Consider the following 22,318-nt stretch of genomic DNA (forward strand, 5'->3'; position numbering starts at 1 on the left):
GATTTTCCCCGGTTATTGGCTAAAGGCGAGCTTCGCGCCATAATCACAGTTTTTAAACCCGAAAAGGCGGTTAATACCATGGAGATACGCGTTTTTCGCCAGGAAGATTTCGAAGAGGTGATTACCCTTTGGGAGCGCTGCGATCTGCTGCGTCCGTGGAACGATCCGGAAATGGATATCGAACGTAAGGTGAATCACGACGTCAGTCTGTTTCTGGTCGCGGAAGTCAACGGTGAGGTTGTGGGGACGGTAATGGGCGGTTACGACGGCCACCGCGGCTCGGCCTATTATCTGGGCGTCCATCCGGAATACCGTGGTCGCGGCATTGCCAATGCGCTGCTTAACCGGCTCGAGAAGAAGCTGATCGCTCGCGGCTGCCCGAAAATCCAGATTATGGTGCGGGAAGATAACGATGTGGTGCTGGGCATGTATGAGCGTCTGGGCTACGAGCATTCTGACGTGCTGAATCTGGGAAAGCGTCTGATCGAAGATGAAGAGTACTGAGATTCATCCGGCAGACTATGACGCGCAGGGCCGCGTCAGGCTGCCCTTTTTATTCTGGTGCGTTCTGCTGCTCCAGGCCCGTACCTGGGTGCTGTTTGTGATGGCCGCCGCGTCGCGCGGGCAGGGCGATACGCTGCTGAATCTTTTTTATCCCGATCACGATGCTTTCTGGCTCGGCTTACTGCCGGGCGTACCGGCGGTGGTGGCTTTTTTGTGTAGCGGACGACGGCACCTGATCCCTCGTTTTTGGCGCACGCTTCGCTGGCTGCTAATCCTTGCCCAGACTGCGCTGCTCTTATGGCAGCCGGTTCTCTGGTGGTACGGTGAACCGCTGACGGGCTCCGGCGTTGCGCTGGTGGTTGCTGATATTGTGGCGCTGCTGTGGCTGATGACCAACCCGCGTCTTCGCGCCTGTTTTGCGCCTCAGGATGATTAATCCGGCACTTTTTGCCGATGTCGCACTCCAACAAGCGTTGATTTAACAAGTAAGGACGTTTCAATGAAATCGCTGCGTTTACTCTTATGCGCTCTCCCGCTGGCATTGACCGGCTGTTCGACGCTCTCCTCCATTAACTGGTCCGCTGCGTATCCGTGGAACTGGTTTGGCTCATCAACGGAAGTAACCGAGCAGGGCGTGGGGAAAATTACCGCCGCGACGGCGCTGGATCAGAATGCTATCCAGGATGCGCTCAGCAGTGATTACCGCCTGCGCAGCGGCATGAAAACGGAGAATGGCAATATTGTTCGCTACTACGAGGCGCTGAAGGGCGACAAGCTGGCGCTGGTGATTAACGGTGATAAAGGCACGGTCAACCGAATTGCGGTGATGGATGAAGATATTCCGACGGCGAGCGGTGTGAAGGTGGGGACCCCGTTTAGCGATCTTTATAAGCAGGCCTTTGGCAACTGCGCCAGCGTGCCGTCTGACGACAAGGTTGCGGTGGAATGTAAGGCTGAAGGCAGCCAGCACATCAGCTATGTATTCACCGGCACCTGGAGCGGCCCGGAAGGACTGATGCCGTCTGACGACACGCTTAAGAGCTGGAAAGTGAGCAAAATACTCTGGAAGCAGTAATTTGCGCCTGAGCAAACCGCCTCGCTGAAATCCGGGTATAATACCCGCCATCAATGCCACGCTGACGTGGCATCTTTATTTCAGGAGGAGCGATGTCTCAGGTTCAGAGTGGCATTTTGCCAGAACATTGCCGCGCGGCGATTTGGATTGAAGCCAATGTTAAAGGGGACGTGGATGCCCTGCGTGCGGCCAGCAAAGCGTTTATTGATAAACTGGCGACCTTCCAGGCCAAATTCCCGGAAGCACACCTCGGCGCCGTTGTCGCCTTTGGCAATAACGTCTGGCGTCAGCTGAGCGGCGGGGAAGGGGCGGAAGAGCTGAAAGACTTCATCCCTTACGGCAAAGGCCTGGCTCCGGCGACCCAGTACGACGTGCTGATCCACATCCTTTCTTTACGTCACGACGTGAACTTCTCGGTTGCGCAGGCGGCGGTGGCGGCCTTTGGCGACAGCATCGAGGTGCAGGAAGAAGTTCACGGTTTCCGCTGGGTCGAAGAGCGCGATCTGAGCGGCTTTGTCGACGGAACCGAAAACCCGGCAGGGGAAGAGACGCGTCGTGAAGTCGCGGTAATCAAAGATGGCGTGGACGCGGGCGGCAGCTACGTGTTCGTGCAGCGCTGGGAGCACAACCTCAAGCAGCTTAACCGCATGAGCGTGCACGACCAGGAGATGATGATTGGCCGTACGAAAGAGGCTAACGAAGAGATCGACGGCGACGACCGTCCCGTTACCTCGCACCTGACCCGCGTTGACCTCAAAGAAGACGGCAAAGGGCTGAAGATTGTCCGCCAGAGCCTGCCGTACGGTACGGCAAGCGGAACGCACGGCCTTTACTTCTGCGCCTACTGCGCGCGCCTGTATAACATCGAGCAGCAGCTGCTGAGCATGTTCGGCGATACCGACGGCAAGCGCGACGCAATGCTGCGCTTCACCAAACCGGTGACCGGCGGCTACTACTTTGCGCCGTCCGTTGAGCGTTTGCTAGCGCTGTAATGGCATTTCTCCCTCTCCCTGCGGGAGAGGGCCGGGGTGAGGGCACCAGGCCTCACCCTTATTCCCTTTTCTGCTTCTAAATCACCAAACGGTATATAAAACCGTTACTCCTTTCATCCCCGTTATAAATATTATGACTATAAGATAGTCATCACATTTATAAGGGTGCGCAATGGCCGTTACTGTACTGAAAAAAGGAACTCTGGCGCTGGCAGGTTTACTGCTGGTGGCACAGGCGCAGGCGACTGAACTGTTGAACAGTTCGTATGACGTCTCCCGCGAGCTGTTTGCCGCCCTTAATCCCCCGTTCGAACAGCAGTGGGCGAAAGACAATAACAGCGATAAGCTCACCATCAAGCAGTCCCACGCCGGCTCGTCCAAGCAGGCGCTGGCCATTCTTCAGGGACTGAAAGCGGACGTCGTGACCTACAACCAGGTGACTGACGTGCAGATCCTGCACGACAAAGGCAAGCTCATCCCGGCGGACTGGCAGAGCCGACTGCCGAACAACAGCTCGCCGTTCTACTCCACCATGGGCTTCCTGGTGCGTAAGGGCAACCCTAAGAATATCCACGACTGGAGCGACCTGGTGCGTTCCGACGTGAAGCTGATTTTCCCGAACCCAAAAACCTCCGGTAACGCGCGTTATACCTATTTAGCCGCGTGGGGCGCGGCGGACAAGGCTGACGGTAACGATAAAGCCAAAACCGAGCAGTTCATGACCCAGTTCCTGAAAAACGTCGAAGTATTTGATACCGGCGGCCGCGGGGCGACAACGACCTTCGCGGAGCGAGGTCTCGGCGATGTTCTGATCAGCTTTGAATCGGAAGTGAATAACATCCGCAAGCAGTATGAAGCGCAGGGCTTTGAGGTGGTTATCCCGAAAACCAACATTCTGGCCGAGTTCCCGGTCGCATGGGTGGATAAAAACGTGCAGGCGAACGGTACCGAGAAAGCGGCAAAAGCCTATCTCAACTACCTCTACAGCCCTCAGGCGCAGACCATCATTACCGATTACTACTACCGCGTGAACAACCCGGACGTGATGAACAAGCTGAAAGATAAATTCCCGCAGACCGCGCTGTTCCGCGTGGAAGACCATTTTGGCTCCTGGCCTGATGTGATGAAAACGCATTTTGCCAGCGGCGGTGAGTTAGACAAACTGCTGGCGGCGGGGCATAAGTAATGTTTGCTGTCTCGACAAAACGCGTCCTGCCGGGCTTTACCTTAAGCCTCGGGACCAGCCTGCTGTTCGTCTGCCTGATCCTGCTGTTGCCGCTCAGCGCGCTGGTGATGCAGCTTGCTCAGATGAGCTGGGCGCAGTACTGGGACGTGGTCACCAACCCGCAGGTGGTGGCGGCCTATAAGGTGACGCTGCTGTCGGCGTTTGTCGCCTCCATTTTTAACGGCGTGTTTGGCCTGCTGATGGCGTGGATCCTGACCCGCTATCGCTTCCCGGGTCGCACGCTGCTTGACGCCCTGATGGATCTGCCGTTTGCGCTGCCGACGGCGGTGGCAGGCTTAACCCTCGCGTCGCTCTTCTCTGTAAACGGGCTGTACGGCGAGTGGCTGGCGAGATTTGATATCAAAGTAACCTACACCTGGCTCGGTATCGCGGTGGCGATGGCCTTCACCAGCATCCCGTTTGTGGTACGTACCGTGCAGCCGGTGCTGGAAGAGTTGGGTCCGGAATACGAAGAAGCGGCGGAAACGCTGGGCGCCACGCGCTGGCAGAGCTTCCGCAAGGTGGTGCTGCCGGAGCTCTCTCCAGCGCTGATGGCAGGTGTCGCGCTGTCGTTTACCCGCAGCCTCGGTGAGTTCGGCGCGGTGATTTTTATCGCCGGGAACATCGCCTGGAAAACGGAAGTGACCTCGCTGATGATTTTCATCCGCCTGCAGGAGTTTGATTATCCGGCGGCGAGCGCGATTGCTTCGGTGATCCTCGCCGCCTCGCTGCTGCTGCTGTACTCGATTAACACTCTGCAAAGTCGCTTTGGTCGACGTGTGGTAGGTCACTGATGGCGGAAGTTACGCAATTGAAGCGATACGATGCGCCCCGCATCAACTGGGGTAAATGGTTTCTGATTGGGGCGGGCGTGCTGGTTTCCGCCCTCATTCTCGTCGTGCCGACGATTTATATTTTCGTTCAGGCGTTCAGCAAGGGTCTGATGCCCGCGCTGGAAAACCTGGCGAACCCGGATATGCTCCATGCCATCTGGCTCACCGTGCTGATTGCCCTGATCACCGTCCCGGTGAACCTGGTGTTCGGGACCCTGCTGGCGTGGCTGGTGACGCGCTTTAACTTCCCCGGACGTCAGCTGCTGCTGACCCTGCTGGATATTCCGTTTGCCGTGTCGCCGGTGGTGGCGGGCCTGGTGTACCTGCTCTTTTACGGCTCCAACGGCCCACTGGGCGGCTGGCTGGATGCGCATAACCTGCAGATCATGTTCGCCTGGCCGGGCATGGTGCTGGTCACCATCTTCGTGACCTGCCCGTTTGTGGTGCGCGAGCTGGTGCCGGTGATGTTAAGCCAGGGGAGCAACGAAGACGAAGCGGCGGTGCTGCTGGGGGCTTCGGGCTGGCAAATGTTCCGCCGCGTGACGCTGCCGAATATCCGCTGGGCGTTGCTTTATGGCGTGGTGCTGACCAACGCCCGCGCGATTGGCGAGTTCGGTGCCGTTTCCGTTGTTTCCGGCTCTATCCGGGGTGAAACCCTGTCGCTGCCGCTGCAGATTGAACTGCTGCAGCAGGACTACAACACCATCGGCTCGTTTACTGCCGCAGCGTTATTGACGCTGATGGCCATTTTGACCCTGTTTTTGAAGAGTGTGGTGCAGTGGCGTTTAGAAAATCAGGAAAAACGTCAGCATCAGGAGGGAAATCATGAGCATTGAGATTGCCAATATTAAGAAGTCTTTTGGTCGCACCCAGGTGCTGAATGATATCTCGCTGGATATCCCTTCCGGACAAATGGTGGCGCTGCTGGGGCCGTCCGGCTCGGGCAAAACCACGCTGCTGCGTATTATCGCCGGGCTTGAGCACCAGACCAGCGGGCACATCCGCTTCCACGGCACCGACGTGAGCCGCCTGCACGCCCGCGATCGTAAAGTGGGTTTTGTGTTCCAGCATTACGCGCTGTTCCGCCACATGACCGTGTTTGACAACATCGCGTTTGGGCTTACCGTGCTGCCGCGTCGCGAGCGCCCGGATGCGGCAACCATTAAGGCGAAGGTGACCAAACTGCTGGAGATGGTGCAGCTGGCTCACCTGGCGGATCGTTTCCCGGCCCAGCTGTCCGGCGGGCAGAAACAGCGCGTGGCGCTGGCTCGCGCGCTGGCCGTTGAACCGCAAATTCTGCTGCTGGATGAGCCTTTCGGCGCGCTGGATGCGCAGGTGCGTAAAGAGCTGCGCCGCTGGCTGCGTCAGCTCCATGAAGAGCTGAAATTCACCAGCGTCTTCGTGACCCACGATCAGGAAGAGGCGATGGAAGTTGCGGATCGCGTGGTGGTCATGAGCCAGGGCAACATTGAGCAGGTTGACGAACCGGAGCAGCTCTGGCGTGAACCGGCGACCCGCTTCGTGCTGGAGTTTATGGGCGAGGTGAACCGTCTGCAGGGCACTATTCGCGGCGGTCAGTTCCACGTGGGCGCGCACCGCTGGCCGCTGGGCTATACCTCCGCGCACCAGGGCCCGGTCGATCTGTTCCTGCGTCCGTGGGAAGTGGACGTGAGCCGCCGAACCAGTCTGGATTCACCGCTGCCGGTGCAGGTGCTGGAAGCGAGCCCTAAAGGTCACTACACCCAACTGGTGGTACAGCCGCTGGGCTGGTATACCGAGCCGCTGACCGTGGTCATGCGCGACGACGTCCCGCCGCACCGGGGGGAGCGCCTGTTTGTCGGGCTGCAGCATGCCCGGATTTATCACGGGAAGGAGCGCATCGAGACGCGCGAGGATATTGCTCTGGCGGAGTCAGCCTGATAGGTTATTAGGATGTTTATCGCCCGGTGGCGCTGCGCTTACCGGGCCTACAGTTATCACTGCGTCTTGTAGGCCGGGTAAGCGAAACGCCACCCGGCTTTTTTATTGAGTAAAAAACGTGAATACACTCGAACACACCATCGGCAACACCCCTCTGGTCAAACTTCAGCGCATGGGGCCGGCTAACGGCAGCGAAATCTGGGTCAAACTCGAAGGCAATAACCCGGCGGGGTCGGTAAAAGATCGTGCCGCGCTGTCGATGATTGTCCAGGCTGAAAAGCGCGGCGAGATTAAGCCGGGCGACGTACTGATTGAAGCCACCAGCGGTAACACCGGTATCGCCCTGGCGATGATTGCGGCGCTGAAAGGCTACCGCATGAAGCTGCTGATGCCTGACAACATGAGCCAGGAGCGCCGCGCCGCGATGCGTGCCTACGGGGCCGAGCTGATTCTGGTGACCAAAGAGCAGGGGATGGAAGGCGCGCGCGACCTGGCGTTAGAAATGGCCGAGCGCGGCGAAGGTAAACTGCTCGATCAGTTTAATAACCCGGACAACCCGTACGCGCACTACACCACCACCGGCCCGGAAATCTGGCAGCAAACCGACGGGCGAATTACCCATTTTGTCTCCAGCATGGGCACCACCGGCACCATTACCGGCGTATCGCGTTTTCTGCGCGAGCAGGACAAAGCCGTCACCATTGTGGGCCTGCAGCCGGAAGAGGGGAGCAGCATTCCGGGCATTCGCCGCTGGCCGGCGGAGTATATGCCCGGCATCTTTAATGCGCAGCTTGTGGACCAGGTGCTGGATCTTCACCAGCGCGAGGCGGAAAATACCATGCGTGAGCTGGCCGTACGCGAAGGTATCTTCTGCGGCGTCAGCTCGGGCGGCGCGGTAGCGGGCGCGATTCGGGTAGCGCAGGCAAACCCGGGTGCTGTGGTGGTGGCGATTATTTGCGATCGAGGCGATCGCTATCTGTCTACCGGCGTCTTTGGTGAAGAGAGTTATTCGCAGGGGGCGGGGATTTAAGCGTCATGGAGATGATTCTATTCCGGGATAATACCCGGGCGCAGCAAACTGATATTGTCGCGGTACAGTCGCAGGTGGTGTACGGCAGCGTGGGTAACAGCATTGCGGTTCCTAATATTCGAACCCACAGGCTGAACGTCACCGCCGTGCCAACGGTACTGTTCAGCAACACGCCACACTATGACACCTTCTATGGTGGCGTGATCCCCGATGAGTGGTTCAGCGGCTACCTGAAGGCGCTGGAAGAGCGCGAGATCCTGCGCGAGCTTAAGGCGGTTACCACCGGCTATATGGGAAATGCCAGCCAGATCGTCCTGCTGGCGCAGTGGCTGAAGGCGGTCAAAGCTCAGCATCCTGATCTGCTGGTGCTGGTCGACCCGGTTATCGGAGATATCGACAGCGGGATGTACGTGAAGCCGGATATCCCGCAGGCGTATCGGGAGCACCTGCTGCCGCTGGCGCAGGGGATTACGCCAAACGTCTACGAGCTGGAAGTGTTAAGCGGCAAACCGTGCCGCACGCCGGAAAGCGCCATCGCGGCGGCACAGGGACTGCTTTCAGACAGCCTGAAATGGGTGGCGATCACCAGCGCGCCGGTCGCAGACGACCCGCAAAACATCCACGTGGTACTGGTGACGAATGAGGGCGTGACCGTCAGCGCGCACCCGCGCGTAGAAACCGATCTGAAAGGGACGGGCGACCTGTTCTGTTCAGAGCTGGTGAGCGGAATTGTAGAGGGGAAAACCGTTGCAGATGCCATTCGCATGGCCGGCGATCGGGTGACTGACGTGATGCTTTATACCCAGTCGAAAGGCTACGACGAGCTTATCCTCCCGGCATAAACAAAAATGGCGCCCGAAGGCGCCATTTTTCTGTGCGGCAAGAATTACTTCTTGATGCGGATAACCGGGGTTTCACCCACGGTGACGCTGCCAGACAGTTTGATCAGTTCTTTGATTTCGTCCATGTTGGAGATAACAACCGGCGTCAGGGTAGACTTGGCTTTTTCTTCCAGCAGTGGCAGATCGAATTCAATTACTGGGTCGCCAACTTTAACACGCTGGCCTTCTTCCGCGATACGTTTGAAGCCTTCGCCTTTCAGTTCAACGGTGTCGATACCGAAGTGAACGAACAGTTCGATACCGCTATCAGATTCGATAGAGAACGCATGGTTGGTTTCAAAAATTTTACCGATGGTGCCGTCAACTGGAGCAACCATTTTGTTGCCAGTTGGTTTGATAGCAATGCCATCACCAACGATTTTCTCAGCAAACACTACATCCGGCACGTCTTCGATGTTGACGATCTCGCCGGAGAGCGGAGCAACAATCTCAATAGTTCCGGAGTCTTTCTTATCATCAGAAACCAGAGATTTCAGTTTATCGAACAAACCCATGATCTTCTCCTAAGCAGTAATTTGGGCCGCATCTCGTGGATTAGCAGATTGTTTTTTCTTCAATGAACTTGTTAACCAGCGTCATTAACTCGTCCGTTGTCGGTTGAGCAAGAGCCTGCTCTGCTAACACCTTCGCATCTTCGAAGTTCGTGTTACGGATAATCTTCTTAATGCGCGGGATGGAAATGGCGCTCATAGAGAATTCGTCCAGACCCATACCCAGCAACAGAAGTGTAGCACGTTCGTCGCCTGCAAGCTCACCACACATGCCAGTCCATTTACCTTCTGCATGAGAAGCATCAATAACTTGCTTGATCAAGTTCAGTACGGACGGTGACATTGGCTGGTAGAGATGTGAAATCATATCATTACCACGGTCAACTGCCAGGGTGTACTGCGTTAAATCATTGGTGCCGATACTAAAGAAATCAACTTCTTTGGCTAAATGACGCGCAATAGTCGCCGCCGCAGGTGTTTCCACCATTACGCCGATCTCGATTGACTCGTCAAACGCTTTACCTTCGTCGCGCAGTTCCTGCTTGTAAATTTCGATCTCTTTCTTCAGTGCACGCACTTCTTCAACAGAGATGATCATCGGGAACATGATGCGCAGTTTACCGAAAGCAGAGGCACGCAGGATCGCGCGAACCTGGTCACGCAGGATCTCTTTACGATCCATCGCGATACGAATCGCACGCCAGCCCAGGAACGGGTTCTCTTCTTTCGGGAAGTTCATGTACGGCAGCTCTTTGTCGCCACCAATGTCCATAGTACGGACGATAACCGCCTGAGAGCCACACGCTTCAGCCACGGCTTTATAGGCAGCAAACTGCTCTTCTTCCGTTGGCAGCGCGTCGCGGTCCATGAACAGGAATTCTGTACGATAGAGACCTACGCCTTCCGCACCGTTGCGCTCAGCGCCATCAACGTCGCGAACGGTACCGATGTTTGCGCATACTTCTACCTGATGGCCGTCAAGGGTGATAGCTGGCAGGTCTTTCAGCTTAGCGAGTTCCGCTTTTTCAGTCGCAACCTGCTCCTGAACCGCGCGCAGTTTATCGATCTCTTCATTAGTTGGGTTGACGTAAACCAGATTGTTTACGGCATCCAGAATCAGATAGTCGCCATTTTTCACCTGAGAGGTGACGCTACCGGTACCCACGATGGCAGGCAGTTCCAGAGAGCGCGCCATGATAGAGGTGTGGGAGGTACGGCCACCCGCGTCGGTGATGAAACCGAGGACCTTTTTCAGGTTCAGCTGTGCGGTTTCAGACGGGGTGAGGTCCGCGGCAACCAGGATCACTTCATCCTGAATTGCGCTCAGGTCGATAATGGCCAGACCCAGGATGTTGCGCAGCAGGCGCTTACCGATGTCACGTACGTCAGCCGCACGCTCTTTCAGGTATTCATCATCCAGTTCTTCCAGGGCAGTTGCCTGACCTTCGATAACTTCATGCGCAGCCGCGTCGGCCGTCATGCCTTTATCTTTAATCAGGGCTATGATTTCCTGCTCCAGCTCCTCATCTTCGAGCAGCATGATGTGCCCTTCGAAGATGGCTTCTTTTTCTTCACCGAAAGTTTCGCCAGCTTTAGTTTTGATTGCTTCCAGTTGCGCAGATGCCTTGGCACGACCGCTCAGAAAACGTTCAACTTCCTGATCAACCTTGTCGGCAGAAATTTTTTTCCGGTCGATGACGATCTCGTCTTCTTTCAGCAGCAATGCTTTGCCGAAAGCGATACCCGGGGATGCTAAAATGCCTGAAATCATAACCCTACCTTACTTGTGACTGATATTTAAAAGAACCCGGAAACTTACTCGAGCTCAGCCATCAGTTTTACCAGATGCTCAACTGCTTTCTGCTCGTCTTCACCTTCCGCAGAGATGGTGACAACGGTGCCCTGAGTCAGGCCCAGAGTCTGCAGTTTGAACAGGCTTTTTGCGCTCGCGCTTTTGCCGTTGGAAGTCACAGTGATTTCAGAAGAAAAGCCTTTTGCTTCTTTAACAAACTGAGCAGCAGGGCGGGTGTGCAGACCGTTCGGAGCGGTAATGGTAACTTCTTGCTGGAACATTGTATTTCCCCAACTTATAGGTTTAGTGTTGTGGAACTAAAGTCTAGCCTGGCGACTGAACTTTAGCCTGTATTGTTAGCGCTGACGTTTCGATCGTCATTAAACATTATGCAGCGAAAGCAAGACTTGAACCAAATCATAAAATCGATTCAGCAAGGCTATTTCATTCACCGATTAATTTCACGCATCAAAATAATTGCTGGTTTAAATACCAGACCCAACGGGGTGAAGCAATGCCAGGAGGGGTAAAAGTTTGAAGCAGGCCACAAAAAAGCACCTGAAAAGGTGCTTTTTTACGCGTTATTAACATGCTGGCACTACTGTTGCAGCTCTTTTTCGGTAAACAGATCGGCAAACAGTGCGGTGCTCAAGTAACGCTCACCCGAGGACGGAAGGATAACCACAATATTCTTATTGGTAAAGGCTTCGTCTTCCTGCAGCTTGAGCGCTGCCGCAACGGCCGCACCGGAAGAGATACCCGCCAGAATGCCTTCTTCATCCATCAGGCGACGCGCGGTAGAGATGGCTTCTTCGTTAGTGATGGTGACCACTTTATCGATCAGCTTCAAATCCAGGTTGCCCGGAATGAAGCCTGCGCCAATACCCTGGATTTTATGCGGGCCTGGTTTGAGCTCTTCACCGGCCAGGGCCTGGGTGATAACCGGTGAGTCAGTCGGCTCAACGGCAACGGTGATCAGGTCTTTTTTACCCTTTGTGCCTTTAATATAGCGTGACACGCCGGTCAGCGTACCGCCGGTACCCACACCGGAGATAAAGACGTCAACCTGGCCGTCGGTATCTTCCCAGATTTCCGGACCGGTGGTCTTCTCGTGAATTTCCGGGTTTGCGGGGTTGCTGAACTGCTGCAGCAGCAGATATTTCGCCGGATCGCTGGCCACAATCTCTTCGGCTTTCTGAATGGCGCCCTTCATGCCCTTCGCGCCTTCGGTCAGCACCAGGTTCGCGCCAAGCGCTTTAAGCAGCTTACGACGCTCGATGCTCATCGTTTCTGGCATAGTCAGCGTCAGCTTGTAGCCGCGCGCAGCAGCAACATAGGCCAGAGCAATACCGGTGTTGCCGCTGGTCGGTTCCACCAGCTCAACGCCAGGCTTCAGTACGCCACGTTTTTCAGCATCCCAAATCATGTTTGCACCGATACGGCATTTAACGCTGAAGCTCGGGTTACGTGATTCGACCTTCGCCAGGATGCGTCCATTACCGATACGGTTCAGTCGAACCAGGGGCGTATGACCGATAGTCAGCGAGTTGTCTTCATAAATCTTACTCATGGCCTGTCCTTAACTGTATGAAATTGGGATACCGACCCAGCATACCTGTTGAGCAGGTAGGGGGAAGTAAGGAATTCGCATATCTATATACTGCAAGGAAATAATGGGGATCAGTATGGAATAAGGGGCGGCATAAGCCACCCCTGCTTTACACATTTTTGCATTATTTCCATAACGCGTGCTTAGCACGGTAGCAGTCGACCCACATCGCCGTCGCGCCGCAAACGGCGACGGGCATGATGAACAGATTCAGGAAGGGAATCATGGTGAACAGGCTGGTCAGTGCGCCAAACTGCATATTGGCGACCTTCTGGCTGCGCAGGGCGGTGCGCATCTCTTTAAACGGTACCTTGTGGTTATCGAAAGGATAGTCGCAGTACTGAATGGCCAGCATCCAGGCGCTGAACAGGAACCACAGCACTGGTGCCACGGTCTGGCCAATGCCTGGCACAAAATAGAGGATAAGCAGCACGAGCGCGCGGGGCAGGTACCAGGCAAACTTCTGCCATTCGCGCTTCATAATGCGAGGGAGGTCTTTCATGATCCCCCATATCCCTGTGTCCGGCGGCGTCGCACCGGTAAGCCGCGCTTCCAGCTGTTCCGCCAGCAGACCGTTAAACGGTGCGGCTATCCAGTTTGCAATTGTCGAGAAGAAGTAGCCAAACACCAGCAGCACGGAGATCACCGCCACCGGCCAGAGCAGGTAGTTAAGCCACTGCAGCCAGTCCGGCACGTAACTCATCAGCGACGGGATCCAGCTCTCCAGCTTTGTAAACAGCCACCAGAACGCGCCGCCCATAAGAATAATGTTGATCAACAGCGGCAGAATGACGAAGCGTCGAATCCCCGGCAGGGAGACCAGTTTCCAGCCCTGAGAAAAATACCAGACGCCGCTGCGCGGGGGGGAAGAAGATGTTGAAACCATAGCCAGGCTGTACTCCTTTTTACACAACCAGTGGAATTGCCCGCCTATATTATCCACTTACTGAGCAATGACCAGTTCGGAAATGTTCGAAAAACCAGCAAAAAGCACGATTTCCTTCATCTTTATGCTGTGAATGCTCTGCACACACTTGCACTTGACGTAAACGGCAAATACTCTTAGTGAGTAAATGTTTGCCGTGGTGGCAAGGTGTTAGAACAACAGAGAATATAATGATGCAGGATTTGCGTCTGATATTAATCATTGTTGGCGCGATCGCCATAATCGCTTTACTGGTACATGGTTTCTGGACCAGCCGTAAAGAGCGTTCATCGATGTTTCGCGATCGCCCACTGAAGCGCATGAAGTCCAGTCGTGACGACGATGACAGTGAAGATGACATCGACGGCAGCGATGACGACGGCGTGGGTGAAGTTCGTGTTCATCGGGTCAATACTGCGCCCGGCGCAGGCCATGGGGAGCATGAAGCGCCTCGTCCTTCGCAGCACCAGTATCAACCGCCGTATGCTTCTGCACAGCCGCGCCAGCCAGCGCCGCAACCTGTGGAAGAGCCGGTGCGCCAGCCGCCGCAACAGCCTGTTTATCAGCAGCCTGCTGCGCCACAGCCGGTTCAACATCAACCGGTACAGCAACCGGTTCAGCAGCCCGTGCAGCAACAACCTGCTCAGCCGGTACAACAACCGCAGCAGCCTGTTCACGTACAGCCTGCGCCTCAGCCTGCTCCGGCCCCGCACGTTGAGCCTGAGCCCGTTGCAGAGCCAGAGCCGGTTGTTGAAAAACCGCAGCGTAAAGAAGCGGTGATCATCATGAACGTGGCCGCGCATCACGGTAGCCATCTCAATGGCGATGTGCTGCTTAACAGTATTCAACAGGCAGGCTTCAAGTTTGGCGATATGAATATTTTCCATCGCCACCTGAGCCCTGACGGTAGCGGTCCGGCGCTGTTCAGCCTGGCCAACATGGTTAACCCTGGCACCTTCGATCCGGAAATGACCGGTGATTTCGTGACCCCGGGCGTCACTATTTTTATGCAGGTGCCGTCATACGGTGATGAACTGCAAAACTTTAAGCTGATGCTGCAGTCCGCTCAGCACATCGCTGACGAAGTCGGTGGCGTGGTGCTCGACGATCAGCGTCGAATGATGACCCCGCAGAAATTGCGCGAGTATCAGGACCGCATCCGCGAAGTTAAGGAAGCTAACGCGTAATCGCCGCGTTGACTTCAACTCCTCCTCAACCCCCGCATGTCGGGGGTTTTTTCTCATTGATGGTGCGATATGGACTCAATCGAACAACAACTCACTGAACTGCGAACCACGCTTCGCCATCATGAATACCTCTATCATGTTATGGACGCGCCGGAAGTGCCGGATGCGGAGTATGACCGCCTTATGCGCGAGCTGCGCGAACTAGAGGCGCAGCATCCTGAACTCATCACGCCGGATTCCCCCACCCAGCGTGTCGGCGCTGAGCCTCTGGGCGCTTTCAGCCAGGTGCGTCATGAAGTGCCGATGCTGTCGCTGGATAACGTCTTCGATGAAGAGAGCTTCCTCGCGTTTAACAAGCGCGTGCAGGATCGCCTGAAAAGCAGCGACTCTCTCACCTGGTGCTGCGAGCTCAAGCTGGATGGCCTGGCGGTCAGTCTTCTCTATGAAAACGGCGTGCTGGTGCGTGCCGCGACGCGTGGCGACGGCACGACGGGCGAAGACATCACCACCAACGTGCGTACCATCCGCGCGATCCCTCTGAGGCTGCAGGGTGACAACATTCCTGCTCGTCTGGAAGTGCGCGGCGAAGTGTTCCTGCCGCAGGCGGGCTTCGAGAAAATTAACGAAGAGGCTCGTCGCACCGGCGGGAAAGTGTTTGCTAACCCGCGTAATGCGGCGGCGGGCTCGCTGCGCCAGCTTGACCCACGTATTACCGCGAAGCGACCGCTTACTTTCTTCTGCTACGGTGTGGGTATTCTGGAGGGCGGCGAGCTGCCGGATACGCACCTCGGACGCCTGCTGCAGTTTAAAGCGTGGGGCCTGCCGGTAAGCAATCGCGTCCAGCTCTGCGACTCGCCGGAAGCGGTACTGGCGTTCTACCACAAGGTGGAAGAGGACCGTCCGACGCTCGGTTTTGATATTGATGGCGTCGTCATCAAGGTGAATTCACTGGCGCTGCAGGAGCAGCTGGGCTTTGTGGCGCGCGCGCCGCGCTGGGCGGTGGCGTTTAAGTTCCCTGCCCAGGAGCAGATGACCTTCGTTCGCGACGTGGAGTTCCAGGTCGGTCGAACGGGGGCTATTACACCGGTCGCCCGTCTGGAGCCGGTGCAGGTGGCGGGCGTGCTGGTGAGTAACGCCACGCTGCACAACGCCGATGAAATCGAACGCCTGGGCCTGCGCATTGGTGACAAAGTGGTGATTCGCCGCGCAGGGGACGTGATCCCGCAGGTGGTTAACGTTGTGGAGTCAGAACGTCCTGATGATACGCGCGAGGTTGTCTTCCCAACCCATTGCCCGGTGTGTGGTTCGGACGTTGAGCGTGTGGAAGGTGAAGCGGTGGCCCGCTGTACGGGGGGCTTAATCTGTGGCGCGCAGCGTAAAGAGTCACTGAAGCACTTCGTCTCCCGTCGCGCAATGGACGTTGACGGCATGGGCGACAAGATTATCGATCAGCTGGTTGAGAAAGAGTACGTCCACACGCCAGCGGACCTCTTCAGGTTGACCGCTGGTAAACTGACCGGTCTGGACCGCATGGGACCAAAGTCTGCCCAGAATGTGGTTAACGCGCTGGAAGCCGCAAAAGAGACGACTTTCGCCCGTTTCCTCTACGCGCTGGGCATTCGTGAAGTGGGTGAAGCAACCGCAGCAGGTCTGGCAGCATACTTTGGTACGCTGGAGGCGCTGGAAAAGGCGAGCATCGAGGAGCTGCAGAAAGTCCCGGACGTAGGTATTGTCGTCGCCACGCACGTCTTTAACTTCTTCGCCGAAGAGAGCAACCGTAACGTCATCGGCGAACTGCTGGAAGAGGGCATTAAATGGCCCGCGCCGGTGGTGGTTAACGCTGAAGAGATCGACAGCCCGTTCGCCGGTAAAACGGTGGTGCTGACCGGCAGCCTGAGCCAGCTTTCACGCGACGATGCAAAAGCGCGTCTGGTGGCGCTGGGGGCAAAAGTGGCGGGCAGCGTGTCGAAGAAAACCGACCTGGTGATCGCCGGAGAAGCGGCGGGTTCTAAGCTGGCGAAAGCCCAGGAGCTCGGCATTGAGGTTATCGACGAAGTGGAAATGATGCGTCTGTTAGGAGAGTAACGTGGAGAAAGAGCAGCTCGTTGAGATCGCCAATACCGAGATGCCGTTCGGTAAATACAAGGGCCGCAGGCTGATTGATTTGCCGGAGGAGTATCTGCTGTGGTTTGCCCGTAAGGATGAATTCCCGGCAGGGCGACTGGGCGAGCTGATGGCTATCACGTTACTGATCAAAACCGAGGGGCTGACTCAGCTGGTGCAGCCCCTGAAACGTCCTTAACTTAAGCCTTCGCGGCGCGGGTCTCTTCCTGTGCCAGCTTTTCGGTCTGGCGCTTGTAGCGACGCGCCAGCACCGCGCAGACCATCAGTTGGATCTGGTGGAAAATCATCAGCGGCAGCACCATCATCCCAATCACCGAGGTCGGGAACAGAATGTTGGCCATCGGGATGCCGTTCGCCAGGCTCTTTTTCGAACCGCAGAATACGATCGTAATTTCATCCGCTTTGTTGAAGCCGCATTTGCGTGCCACAAAGACGTTAACGGCAATAACAATCGCCAGCAGGACGATGCTGACCACCACGATAAACAGCAGCGAGCCTGCCCCCACCTTGTGCCAGATCCCGTTTACGACCGCTTCGCTGAAGGCGGAGTAAACCACCAGCAGAATCGAGGTCTGGTCGGTTTTTGAAATCCATTTTTTATGCTTCGCCACAAACGCGCCGGTCCACGGTCGGGAAAGATGCCCCAGCACAAACGGCAGCAGCAGCTGCAGACAGATTTTGCCGACCTGCTCAAGGTTACCTTCCGCACCGTGCATGTTCATCAGCAGGCCTACCAGCAGCGGCGAAACGAAAATCCCTAACAGGCTGGATGCCGATGCCGAGCAGACCGCGGCCGCCACGTTCCCTCCCGCGAGAGAGGTAAAGGCAATCGCGGACTGCACCGTGGCCGGAAGAATACAGAGATACAGGAAACCGGTGTAAAGCGCCGGGTCGACGTTAACCGGCGCCCACCAGGCAAACAGCACCCCGAGGATCGGAAACAGAATGAACGTGCTGCACATCACCCACAGGTGTAGTCGCCAGTGGCTACCGCCCGCGATAATGGCTTCGCGGGAGAGCTTTGCGCCGTGCATAAAGAACAGTAGCGCGATGGCGGCCGTCGTCAGCCCTTCAAAAAACGGAACGAAACCGCCGCGAGCGGGGAAGAAAGAGGCCAGTAAAACGGTAACTACCAGGGTGAGCGTAAACGGATCAACAATACGAAATAGTTTCATAATGACTCCTGAAAACAGATGACGCTATTGTGCTTTTTTCCATTTGAGAAATAAAATTGATTTATTGCATCCATTCATGAATTAAACAGATGAATTATTCACTCCGTCAGCTTCGTGTTTTTGTCACCGTGGCGCAGGCTCGTAGCTTTAGCCGGGCAGGAGAGATGATTGGCCTGAGCCAGTCGGCGGTTAGCCACAGCGTGAAAGAGCTGGAAAATCAGACTGGCGTCCGGTTGCTTGACCGCACCACGCGAGAAGTGGTGCTGACCGAAGCCGGGCAGCAGCTGGCTCTGCGCCTTGAACGGTTGCTGGATGAGCTCAACAGCACGCTCAGAGACGTGGGAAGGCTGGGCCAGCAGCTTTCGGGTACCGTGCGGGTCGCGGCCAGCCAGACGATATCCGCACACCTTATACCTCAGTGTATTGCCGAGGGAAGCCATCGCTACCCGGACATTGATTTTGTGCTGCATGACAGGCCGCAACAGTGGGTGCTGGAGAGCATCCGCCAGGGGGATGTCGATTTTGGTATTGTTATCGATCCCGGTCAGGCAAGCGATCTGGCGTGCGAAAGCGTACTTTCTGAGCCTTTTTTGCTGCTCTGCCGTGACGACGATCCGCTGGCCTCGTTGCCGGAGGTCAGCTGGCAGTCCCTGCAGGGCGCGAATCTGGTATTACAGGATTATGCCTCGGGCAGCCGTCCGTTGATTGATTCCGCGCTGATGAATCAGGGCGTAAAGGCAACAATCGTGCAGGAGATTGGTCACCCGGCGACGCTGTTTCCCATGGTGGAAGCCGGCATTGGCATCAGCGTATTGCCCGCCCTGGCGCTCCCCCTGCCGCAGGGAAGCAGACTGGCCGTCAGGCGATTAACGCCCGTTGTCGAGCGAAAGCTGATGCTGGTGCGGCGAAAAAATCGTTCACTCTCGGGGGCGGCGCAGGCTATCTGGGAAGTGGTGCGTATCCAGGCACAACGATTAACCGAAGCCCGCATACGCGACCCACTGTTTAACGCATCAGAAGATCAGATGTAGATATCAATCTGATTATTGTCTGACGGGCTATTCACGCCTTCCACTTTGCCCAGTTTTTGTTCCTGCTTCTTCTGGGCCTCTTCGGCCTGCTGGCGCTGCAGCGCCGCGAGCTGAGCCTGCAGCACTTTGAGCTGGGTCTGAATAAGTTCCTGCTGCTTTTTCTTCTCGTCGGTGCTGATGGGGCTGTTCGACAGCTCTTTTAACTGCTGGGTCAGTTTTTTGATCTTGTCGAGAATGCGGGTGATTTGCGCAGAGATATCGTTACTGCTCGAAGTTCCACTCGCGCCGCTGGTTTGAATCTGTTGGGTTGAAGCCTGAATGGTCGTCATACTTTTTCCTCGCGTTATAAAACAGAAGTATCGGCACCAATGGGATTAGCTTGAGCAAAACTGCCATATCTGGCAGGGAGTTGCATCGATACACAATCAGTATTGATTGCGACGTTGAAGGCAGGGAAGTAGACAAACTGCGGATAGCAAAAAGGCGCCTTTAGGGCGCCTTTTTACATTGGTGGGTCGTGCAGGATTCGAACCTGCGACCAATTGATTAAAAGTCAACTGCTCTACCAACTGAGCTAACGACCCGAAATGGTGGGCGATGACGGGCTCGAACCGCCGACCCCCTCCGTGTAAAGGAGATGCTCTACCAACTGAGCTAATCGCCCATTTCGGAACTGCTGCGATAAGGTGAGAATGGTGGGCGATGACGGGCTCGAACCGCCGACCCCCTCCGTGTAAAGGAGATGCTCTACCAACTGAGCTAATCGCCCAATCTCAATTCTTATCTACACTGCGGGTCTACCGAAGTAGATGGTGGGTGATGACGGGCTCGAACCGCCGACCCCCTCCGTGTAAAGGAGATGCTCTACCAACTGAGCTAATCACCCCCGCTGTGTGGAGTCGCATTATAGGGAGAGTTGAAAATGAGTCAACGCATTTTCTAAAGTTTTTATTCGTTCGTCGTAAAATTAAGCAAAACGATCGCGAAACGGGCTGTGGCGCATGATTTCTAAACAAAAATCGCAAACTCGGTCACGATAAAGGGATCAACATTGAGGAATCGCCGCACAGTGATAGAATATTGCCCATCGTTTTTTCCCCAGGATTTGCCGATTGCCGGCATCTTTATAACGTAAGGCCATTTCATGAAAATCAAAACTCGCTTCGCGCCGAGCCCGACAGGCTATCTGCACGTCGGTGGTGCACGTACCGCTCTCTATTCCTGGCTTTTCGCACGCCACAACAAAGGTGAGTTCGTGCTGCGTATTGAAGACACCGATCTTGAGCGCTCCACGCCGGAAGCAATTGAAGCCATTATGGATGGGATGAACTGGCTGAATCTGGAATGGGACGAAGGCCCTTATTTCCAGACCAAACGCTTTGACCGCTATAACGCCGTCATTGATGAAATGCTGGTCGCGGGCACGGCGTATAAGTGCTATTGCTCCAAAGAGCGTCTGGATGCGCTGCGCGAAGAGCAGATGGCGAATGGTGAAAAGCCGCGTTATGACGGCCGCTGCCGCCATGACCACAGCGAGCATGCTGCTGATGAGCCTTGCGTTGTGCGTTTTGCTAACCCGCAAGAGGGGTCTGTGATCTTTGACGACCAGATCCGTGGCCCGATCGAATTCAGCAACCAGGAGCTGGACGATCTGATCATCCGCCGCACCGATGGTTCCCCAACCTACAACTTCTGCGTGGTGGTTGACGACTGGGATATGGAAATTACTCACGTTGTCCGTGGTGAAGACCACATCAACAACACGCCACGTCAGATCAACATCCTGAAGGCGCTGAACGCCCCTGTGCCTGTTTATGCGCACGTCTCCATGATCAACGGCGACGACGGGAAAAAGCTGTCTAAACGTCACGGCGCGGTCAGCGTCATGCAGTATCGCGACGACGGTTATCTGCCAGAAGCGCTGCTGAACTATCTGGTGCGTCTGGGCTGGGCTCACGGTGACCAGGAGATCTTCAGCCGTGAAGAGATGATCGAACTGTTCTCTCTGAGCTCTGTCAGCAAATCAGCGAGCGCGTTTAATACCGACAAGCTCCAGTGGCTGAACCATCACTACATCAATACCATGCAGCCAGAATATGTAGCGACTTACCTGCAGTGGCACATTGAGCAGGCAAATATTGATACCCGCACTGGCCCTGAGCTGGCGGATCTGGTGAAACTGCTCGGCGAGCGCTGCAAAACTCTGAAAGAGATTGCTGAAAGCTGCCGCTACTTCTATGAAGAGTTTGCTGAGTTCGACGCGGACGCCGCGAAGAAACACCTCCGTCCGGTTGCGCGTCAGCCGCTGGAAGTGGTGCGTGACAAGCTGGCTGCGCTCACCGAATGGACCGCTGAGAATGTGCATCACGCCATTCAGGCGACGGCAGACGAGCTGGAAGTCGGCATGGGTAAAGTCGGTATGCCACTGCGCGTTGCGGTGACCGGAGCGGGTCAGTCTCCGGCGCTGGACGTAACGGTTCATGCCATCGGCAAATCACGCAGCGTGGCGCGCATTAACAAGGCGCTGAACTTTATCGCTGAACGAGAAAATCAGCAGTAATAACGTCTCAGATAAAACAAACGGCAGGGGAACCTGCCGTTTGTTTATGCTTCTTCTTCTGCAATACCCAGACGCTTAAGAAATCCGTGTATGCCTTCGCGCTTCAATAACGCATCCAGACGCTTCTGCTCCGGCTTAGTCATACTCTCCAGCGTCTCAATAATGCCCGGATACAGGTTTGAAGAGGGGGTATTGTAGGAAGACGTGGCCTCCGCGAGATGGTAAACCTCGTGAGTGGTACGAATTGCCGGGAGGCTCATAATATGTTCCTTCACCCGCGCATCGACATGAATGAGCCGCGCGCGACCGCCTTTCACGCCGTTGAGTCCTTCGGTTTTCCATCCCTGCTGGCGTATCCAACGATTAACCGTTTGCCTGGCGACGCCCAAACTCTCCGCCAGCTCTTCCGTGGTCATTTTGCTCCGTAATCTTTTCATATCAGTCCCGATCGCGAATCCCTAAACGTTGCAACAATCCGGTGATCCCTTCTCGCAGTAATAGCGATGTCATCTGCTTCTGCTCTTCCGGCGTCATTTCATTGGCTAGCGTCAGGAGCAGGGTGTGAAGTGAACTATCATGACTGACGCCTTCTGGCAGTTCGGATGTTTCGCTTGCCCGACGTGCACTGCGGATAAATTCACGGACTTTTTCGTTCACATGTACCAGACGCGCTTTCCCGCCCTGGACGCCTGGTTTAGGTGACGTAATCCAACCCTCTTTGCGTACCCATTTATTGATGGTCTGTCGGCTATAGCCAGTGAGGAGGGCTAACTCTTCTGGCGTCATTCGTTCCTTGATCATGCAATTTCCTGAATATCTGTGGGGTTAATTAGCGGCTCATTTTATAGCACCCTTTAACGTGAAAACGTGACAGGCTTAACTCCTGACTGCGAGCAGGCTCGCAAAGTGATTCATTTGCATGATTTTTCGGCGATTGAATAGC

At 55.6% G+C, this 22,318-nt stretch carries 24 protein-coding genes and 4 tRNA genes; 15 read left to right on the forward strand and 13 right to left on the reverse strand.

The window, feature by feature from the left end; all coding sequences use genetic code 11:
* Window positions 1–78: 78 nt before the first annotated feature.
* The 10 genes from AC4IBF_RS05765 to pdxK all read left to right on the forward strand — a co-directional run bounded on the left by AC4IBF_RS05765 (window position 79) and on the right by pdxK (window position 8,421).
* On the forward strand, window positions 79–504 hold the full coding sequence (locus tag AC4IBF_RS05765) for a GNAT family acetyltransferase (protein WP_014884750.1): 426 nt from the start codon (window positions 79–81) through the stop codon (window positions 502–504).
* A complete protein-coding gene (locus AC4IBF_RS05770) occupies window positions 491–940 on the forward strand; it encodes a DUF2919 domain-containing protein (RefSeq protein ID WP_115875958.1) in 450 nt (149 codons plus the stop codon). Before AC4IBF_RS05765 ends, AC4IBF_RS05770 begins: the two co-directional genes overlap by 14 nt.
* Before the next feature lie 63 nt (window positions 941–1,003).
* A complete protein-coding gene (locus AC4IBF_RS05775; RefSeq protein ID WP_111965198.1) occupies window positions 1,004–1,579 on the forward strand; it encodes an RpoE-regulated lipoprotein in 576 nt (191 codons plus the stop codon).
* 92 nt (window positions 1,580–1,671) lie between these two features.
* Complete coding sequence (locus AC4IBF_RS05780) at window positions 1,672–2,571, forward strand: Dyp-type peroxidase (RefSeq protein WP_048226164.1); 900 nt, start codon at window positions 1,672–1,674, stop codon at window positions 2,569–2,571.
* A 172-nt stretch (window positions 2,572–2,743) separates the two neighbouring features.
* Window positions 2,744–3,757 (forward strand): sulfate ABC transporter substrate-binding protein, encoded by a 1,014-nt coding sequence (locus tag AC4IBF_RS05785; protein WP_133294882.1) that lies wholly within the window; start codon window positions 2,744–2,746, stop codon window positions 3,755–3,757.
* A complete protein-coding gene (gene cysT, locus AC4IBF_RS05790) occupies window positions 3,757–4,590 on the forward strand; it encodes a sulfate/thiosulfate ABC transporter permease CysT (RefSeq protein ID WP_115875956.1) in 834 nt (277 codons plus the stop codon). The genes AC4IBF_RS05785 and cysT overlap by 1 nt, the downstream gene beginning before the upstream one ends.
* The gene (gene cysW / locus AC4IBF_RS05795; RefSeq protein WP_045325891.1) at window positions 4,590–5,465 is read left to right on the forward strand and encodes a sulfate/thiosulfate ABC transporter permease CysW; all 876 of its coding nucleotides are present in this window, start codon (window positions 4,590–4,592) and stop codon (window positions 5,463–5,465) included. Before cysT ends, cysW begins: the two co-directional genes overlap by 1 nt.
* Entirely contained in the window at window positions 5,455–6,549 is a 1,095-nt protein-coding gene (gene cysA / locus AC4IBF_RS05800) for a sulfate/thiosulfate ABC transporter ATP-binding protein CysA (protein WP_008501607.1), read from the forward strand. Before cysW ends, cysA begins: the two co-directional genes overlap by 11 nt.
* Before the next feature lie 118 nt (window positions 6,550–6,667).
* Window positions 6,668–7,579 (forward strand): cysteine synthase CysM, encoded by a 912-nt coding sequence (cysM, locus tag AC4IBF_RS05805; RefSeq protein WP_115875955.1) that lies wholly within the window; start codon window positions 6,668–6,670, stop codon window positions 7,577–7,579.
* 5 nt (window positions 7,580–7,584) lie between these two features.
* Window positions 7,585–8,421, forward strand: a complete 837-nt coding sequence (gene pdxK, locus AC4IBF_RS05810; RefSeq protein WP_133294881.1) for a pyridoxine/pyridoxal/pyridoxamine kinase — start codon at window positions 7,585–7,587, stop codon at window positions 8,419–8,421.
* Between the two features lie 44 nt (window positions 8,422–8,465).
* Here pdxK and crr read toward each other — a convergent pair whose 3' ends face one another.
* The 5 genes from crr to cysZ all read right to left on the reverse strand — a co-directional run bounded on the left by crr (window position 8,466) and on the right by cysZ (window position 13,259).
* Complete coding sequence (crr, locus tag AC4IBF_RS05815; protein WP_003861316.1) at window positions 8,466–8,975, reverse strand: PTS glucose transporter subunit IIA; 510 nt, start codon at window positions 8,973–8,975, stop codon at window positions 8,466–8,468.
* A 40-nt stretch (window positions 8,976–9,015) separates the two neighbouring features.
* A complete protein-coding gene (gene ptsI, locus AC4IBF_RS05820) occupies window positions 9,016–10,743 on the reverse strand; it encodes a phosphoenolpyruvate-protein phosphotransferase PtsI (RefSeq protein ID WP_023332954.1) in 1,728 nt (575 codons plus the stop codon).
* Between the two features lie 44 nt (window positions 10,744–10,787).
* Window positions 10,788–11,045 (reverse strand): phosphocarrier protein Hpr, encoded by a 258-nt coding sequence (gene ptsH, locus AC4IBF_RS05825; protein ID WP_045909449.1) that lies wholly within the window; start codon window positions 11,043–11,045, stop codon window positions 10,788–10,790.
* Between the two features lie 317 nt (window positions 11,046–11,362).
* Window positions 11,363–12,334, reverse strand: coding sequence for a cysteine synthase A (gene cysK, locus AC4IBF_RS05830; RefSeq protein ID WP_014884739.1), 972 nt, complete (start codon window positions 12,332–12,334; stop codon window positions 11,363–11,365).
* 163 nt (window positions 12,335–12,497) lie between these two features.
* Complete coding sequence (gene cysZ, locus AC4IBF_RS05835) at window positions 12,498–13,259, reverse strand: sulfate transporter CysZ (protein ID WP_111965203.1); 762 nt, start codon at window positions 13,257–13,259, stop codon at window positions 12,498–12,500.
* A gap of 230 nt (window positions 13,260–13,489) precedes the next feature.
* On the opposite strand from cysZ, the gene zipA reads away from it, so the two are divergent.
* From zipA to AC4IBF_RS05850, 3 genes are all read left to right on the forward strand, one after another.
* Window positions 13,490–14,485 carry a cell division protein ZipA gene (gene zipA, locus AC4IBF_RS05840; protein ID WP_459921193.1) on the forward strand — a complete coding sequence of 332 codons (996 nt, stop codon included), beginning with the start codon at window positions 13,490–13,492 and terminating at the stop codon, window positions 14,483–14,485.
* A 69-nt stretch (window positions 14,486–14,554) separates the two neighbouring features.
* Entirely contained in the window at window positions 14,555–16,570 is a 2,016-nt protein-coding gene (gene ligA, locus AC4IBF_RS05845; RefSeq protein WP_271368396.1) for an NAD-dependent DNA ligase LigA, read from the forward strand.
* Between the two features lies 1 nt (window position 16,571).
* Window positions 16,572–16,787 (forward strand): DUF3820 family protein, encoded by a 216-nt coding sequence (locus tag AC4IBF_RS05850; protein ID WP_003861328.1) that lies wholly within the window; start codon window positions 16,572–16,574, stop codon window positions 16,785–16,787.
* A gap of 1 nt (window position 16,788) precedes the next feature.
* On the opposite strand, the gene AC4IBF_RS05855 is transcribed toward AC4IBF_RS05850, so the two are convergent.
* Window positions 16,789–17,784 carry a bile acid:sodium symporter family protein gene (locus AC4IBF_RS05855; RefSeq protein WP_111965206.1) on the reverse strand — a complete coding sequence of 332 codons (996 nt, stop codon included), beginning with the start codon at window positions 17,782–17,784 and terminating at the stop codon, window positions 16,789–16,791.
* A gap of 89 nt (window positions 17,785–17,873) precedes the next feature.
* Between AC4IBF_RS05855 and AC4IBF_RS05860 the strand changes: the two genes are divergently transcribed.
* Entirely contained in the window at window positions 17,874–18,815 is a 942-nt protein-coding gene (locus AC4IBF_RS05860; protein WP_111965207.1) for a LysR family transcriptional regulator, read from the forward strand.
* Here AC4IBF_RS05860 and AC4IBF_RS05865 read toward each other — a convergent pair.
* From AC4IBF_RS05865 to AC4IBF_RS05885, 5 genes are all read right to left on the reverse strand, one after another.
* Window positions 18,806–19,144, reverse strand: coding sequence for a FlxA-like family protein (locus AC4IBF_RS05865; RefSeq protein WP_111965208.1), 339 nt, complete (start codon window positions 19,142–19,144; stop codon window positions 18,806–18,808). The genes AC4IBF_RS05860 and AC4IBF_RS05865 overlap by 10 nt on opposite strands.
* Before the next feature lie 179 nt (window positions 19,145–19,323).
* Window positions 19,324–19,399, reverse strand: a tRNA-Lys gene (locus AC4IBF_RS05870).
* 4 nt (window positions 19,400–19,403) lie between these two features.
* Window positions 19,404–19,479, reverse strand: a tRNA-Val gene (locus AC4IBF_RS05875).
* Window positions 19,480–19,508: 29 nt separating this feature from the next.
* Window positions 19,509–19,584, reverse strand: a tRNA-Val gene (locus tag AC4IBF_RS05880).
* Between the two features lie 41 nt (window positions 19,585–19,625).
* Window positions 19,626–19,701, reverse strand: a tRNA-Val gene (locus AC4IBF_RS05885).
* Window positions 19,702–19,959: 258 nt separating this feature from the next.
* On the opposite strand from AC4IBF_RS05885, the gene gltX reads away from it, so the two are divergent.
* Window positions 19,960–21,375: a glutamate--tRNA ligase gene (gene gltX, locus AC4IBF_RS05890; protein ID WP_491463196.1), complete on the forward strand. Its 1,416-nt coding sequence runs from the start codon at window positions 19,960–19,962 to the stop codon at window positions 21,373–21,375.
* 44 nt (window positions 21,376–21,419) lie between these two features.
* On the opposite strand, the gene AC4IBF_RS05895 is transcribed toward gltX, so the two are convergent.
* The gene (locus tag AC4IBF_RS05895) at window positions 21,420–21,812 is read right to left on the reverse strand and encodes a YfeC-like transcriptional regulator (RefSeq protein ID WP_133294877.1); all 393 of its coding nucleotides are present in this window, start codon (window positions 21,810–21,812) and stop codon (window positions 21,420–21,422) included.
* Between the two features lies 1 nt (window position 21,813).
* Complete coding sequence (locus AC4IBF_RS05900) at window positions 21,814–22,176, reverse strand: YfeC-like transcriptional regulator (RefSeq protein ID WP_115875947.1); 363 nt, start codon at window positions 22,174–22,176, stop codon at window positions 21,814–21,816.
* Window positions 22,177–22,318: the final 142 nt, after the last annotated feature.

This window comes from Enterobacter sp. Taxon_8 (assembly GCF_058354585.1).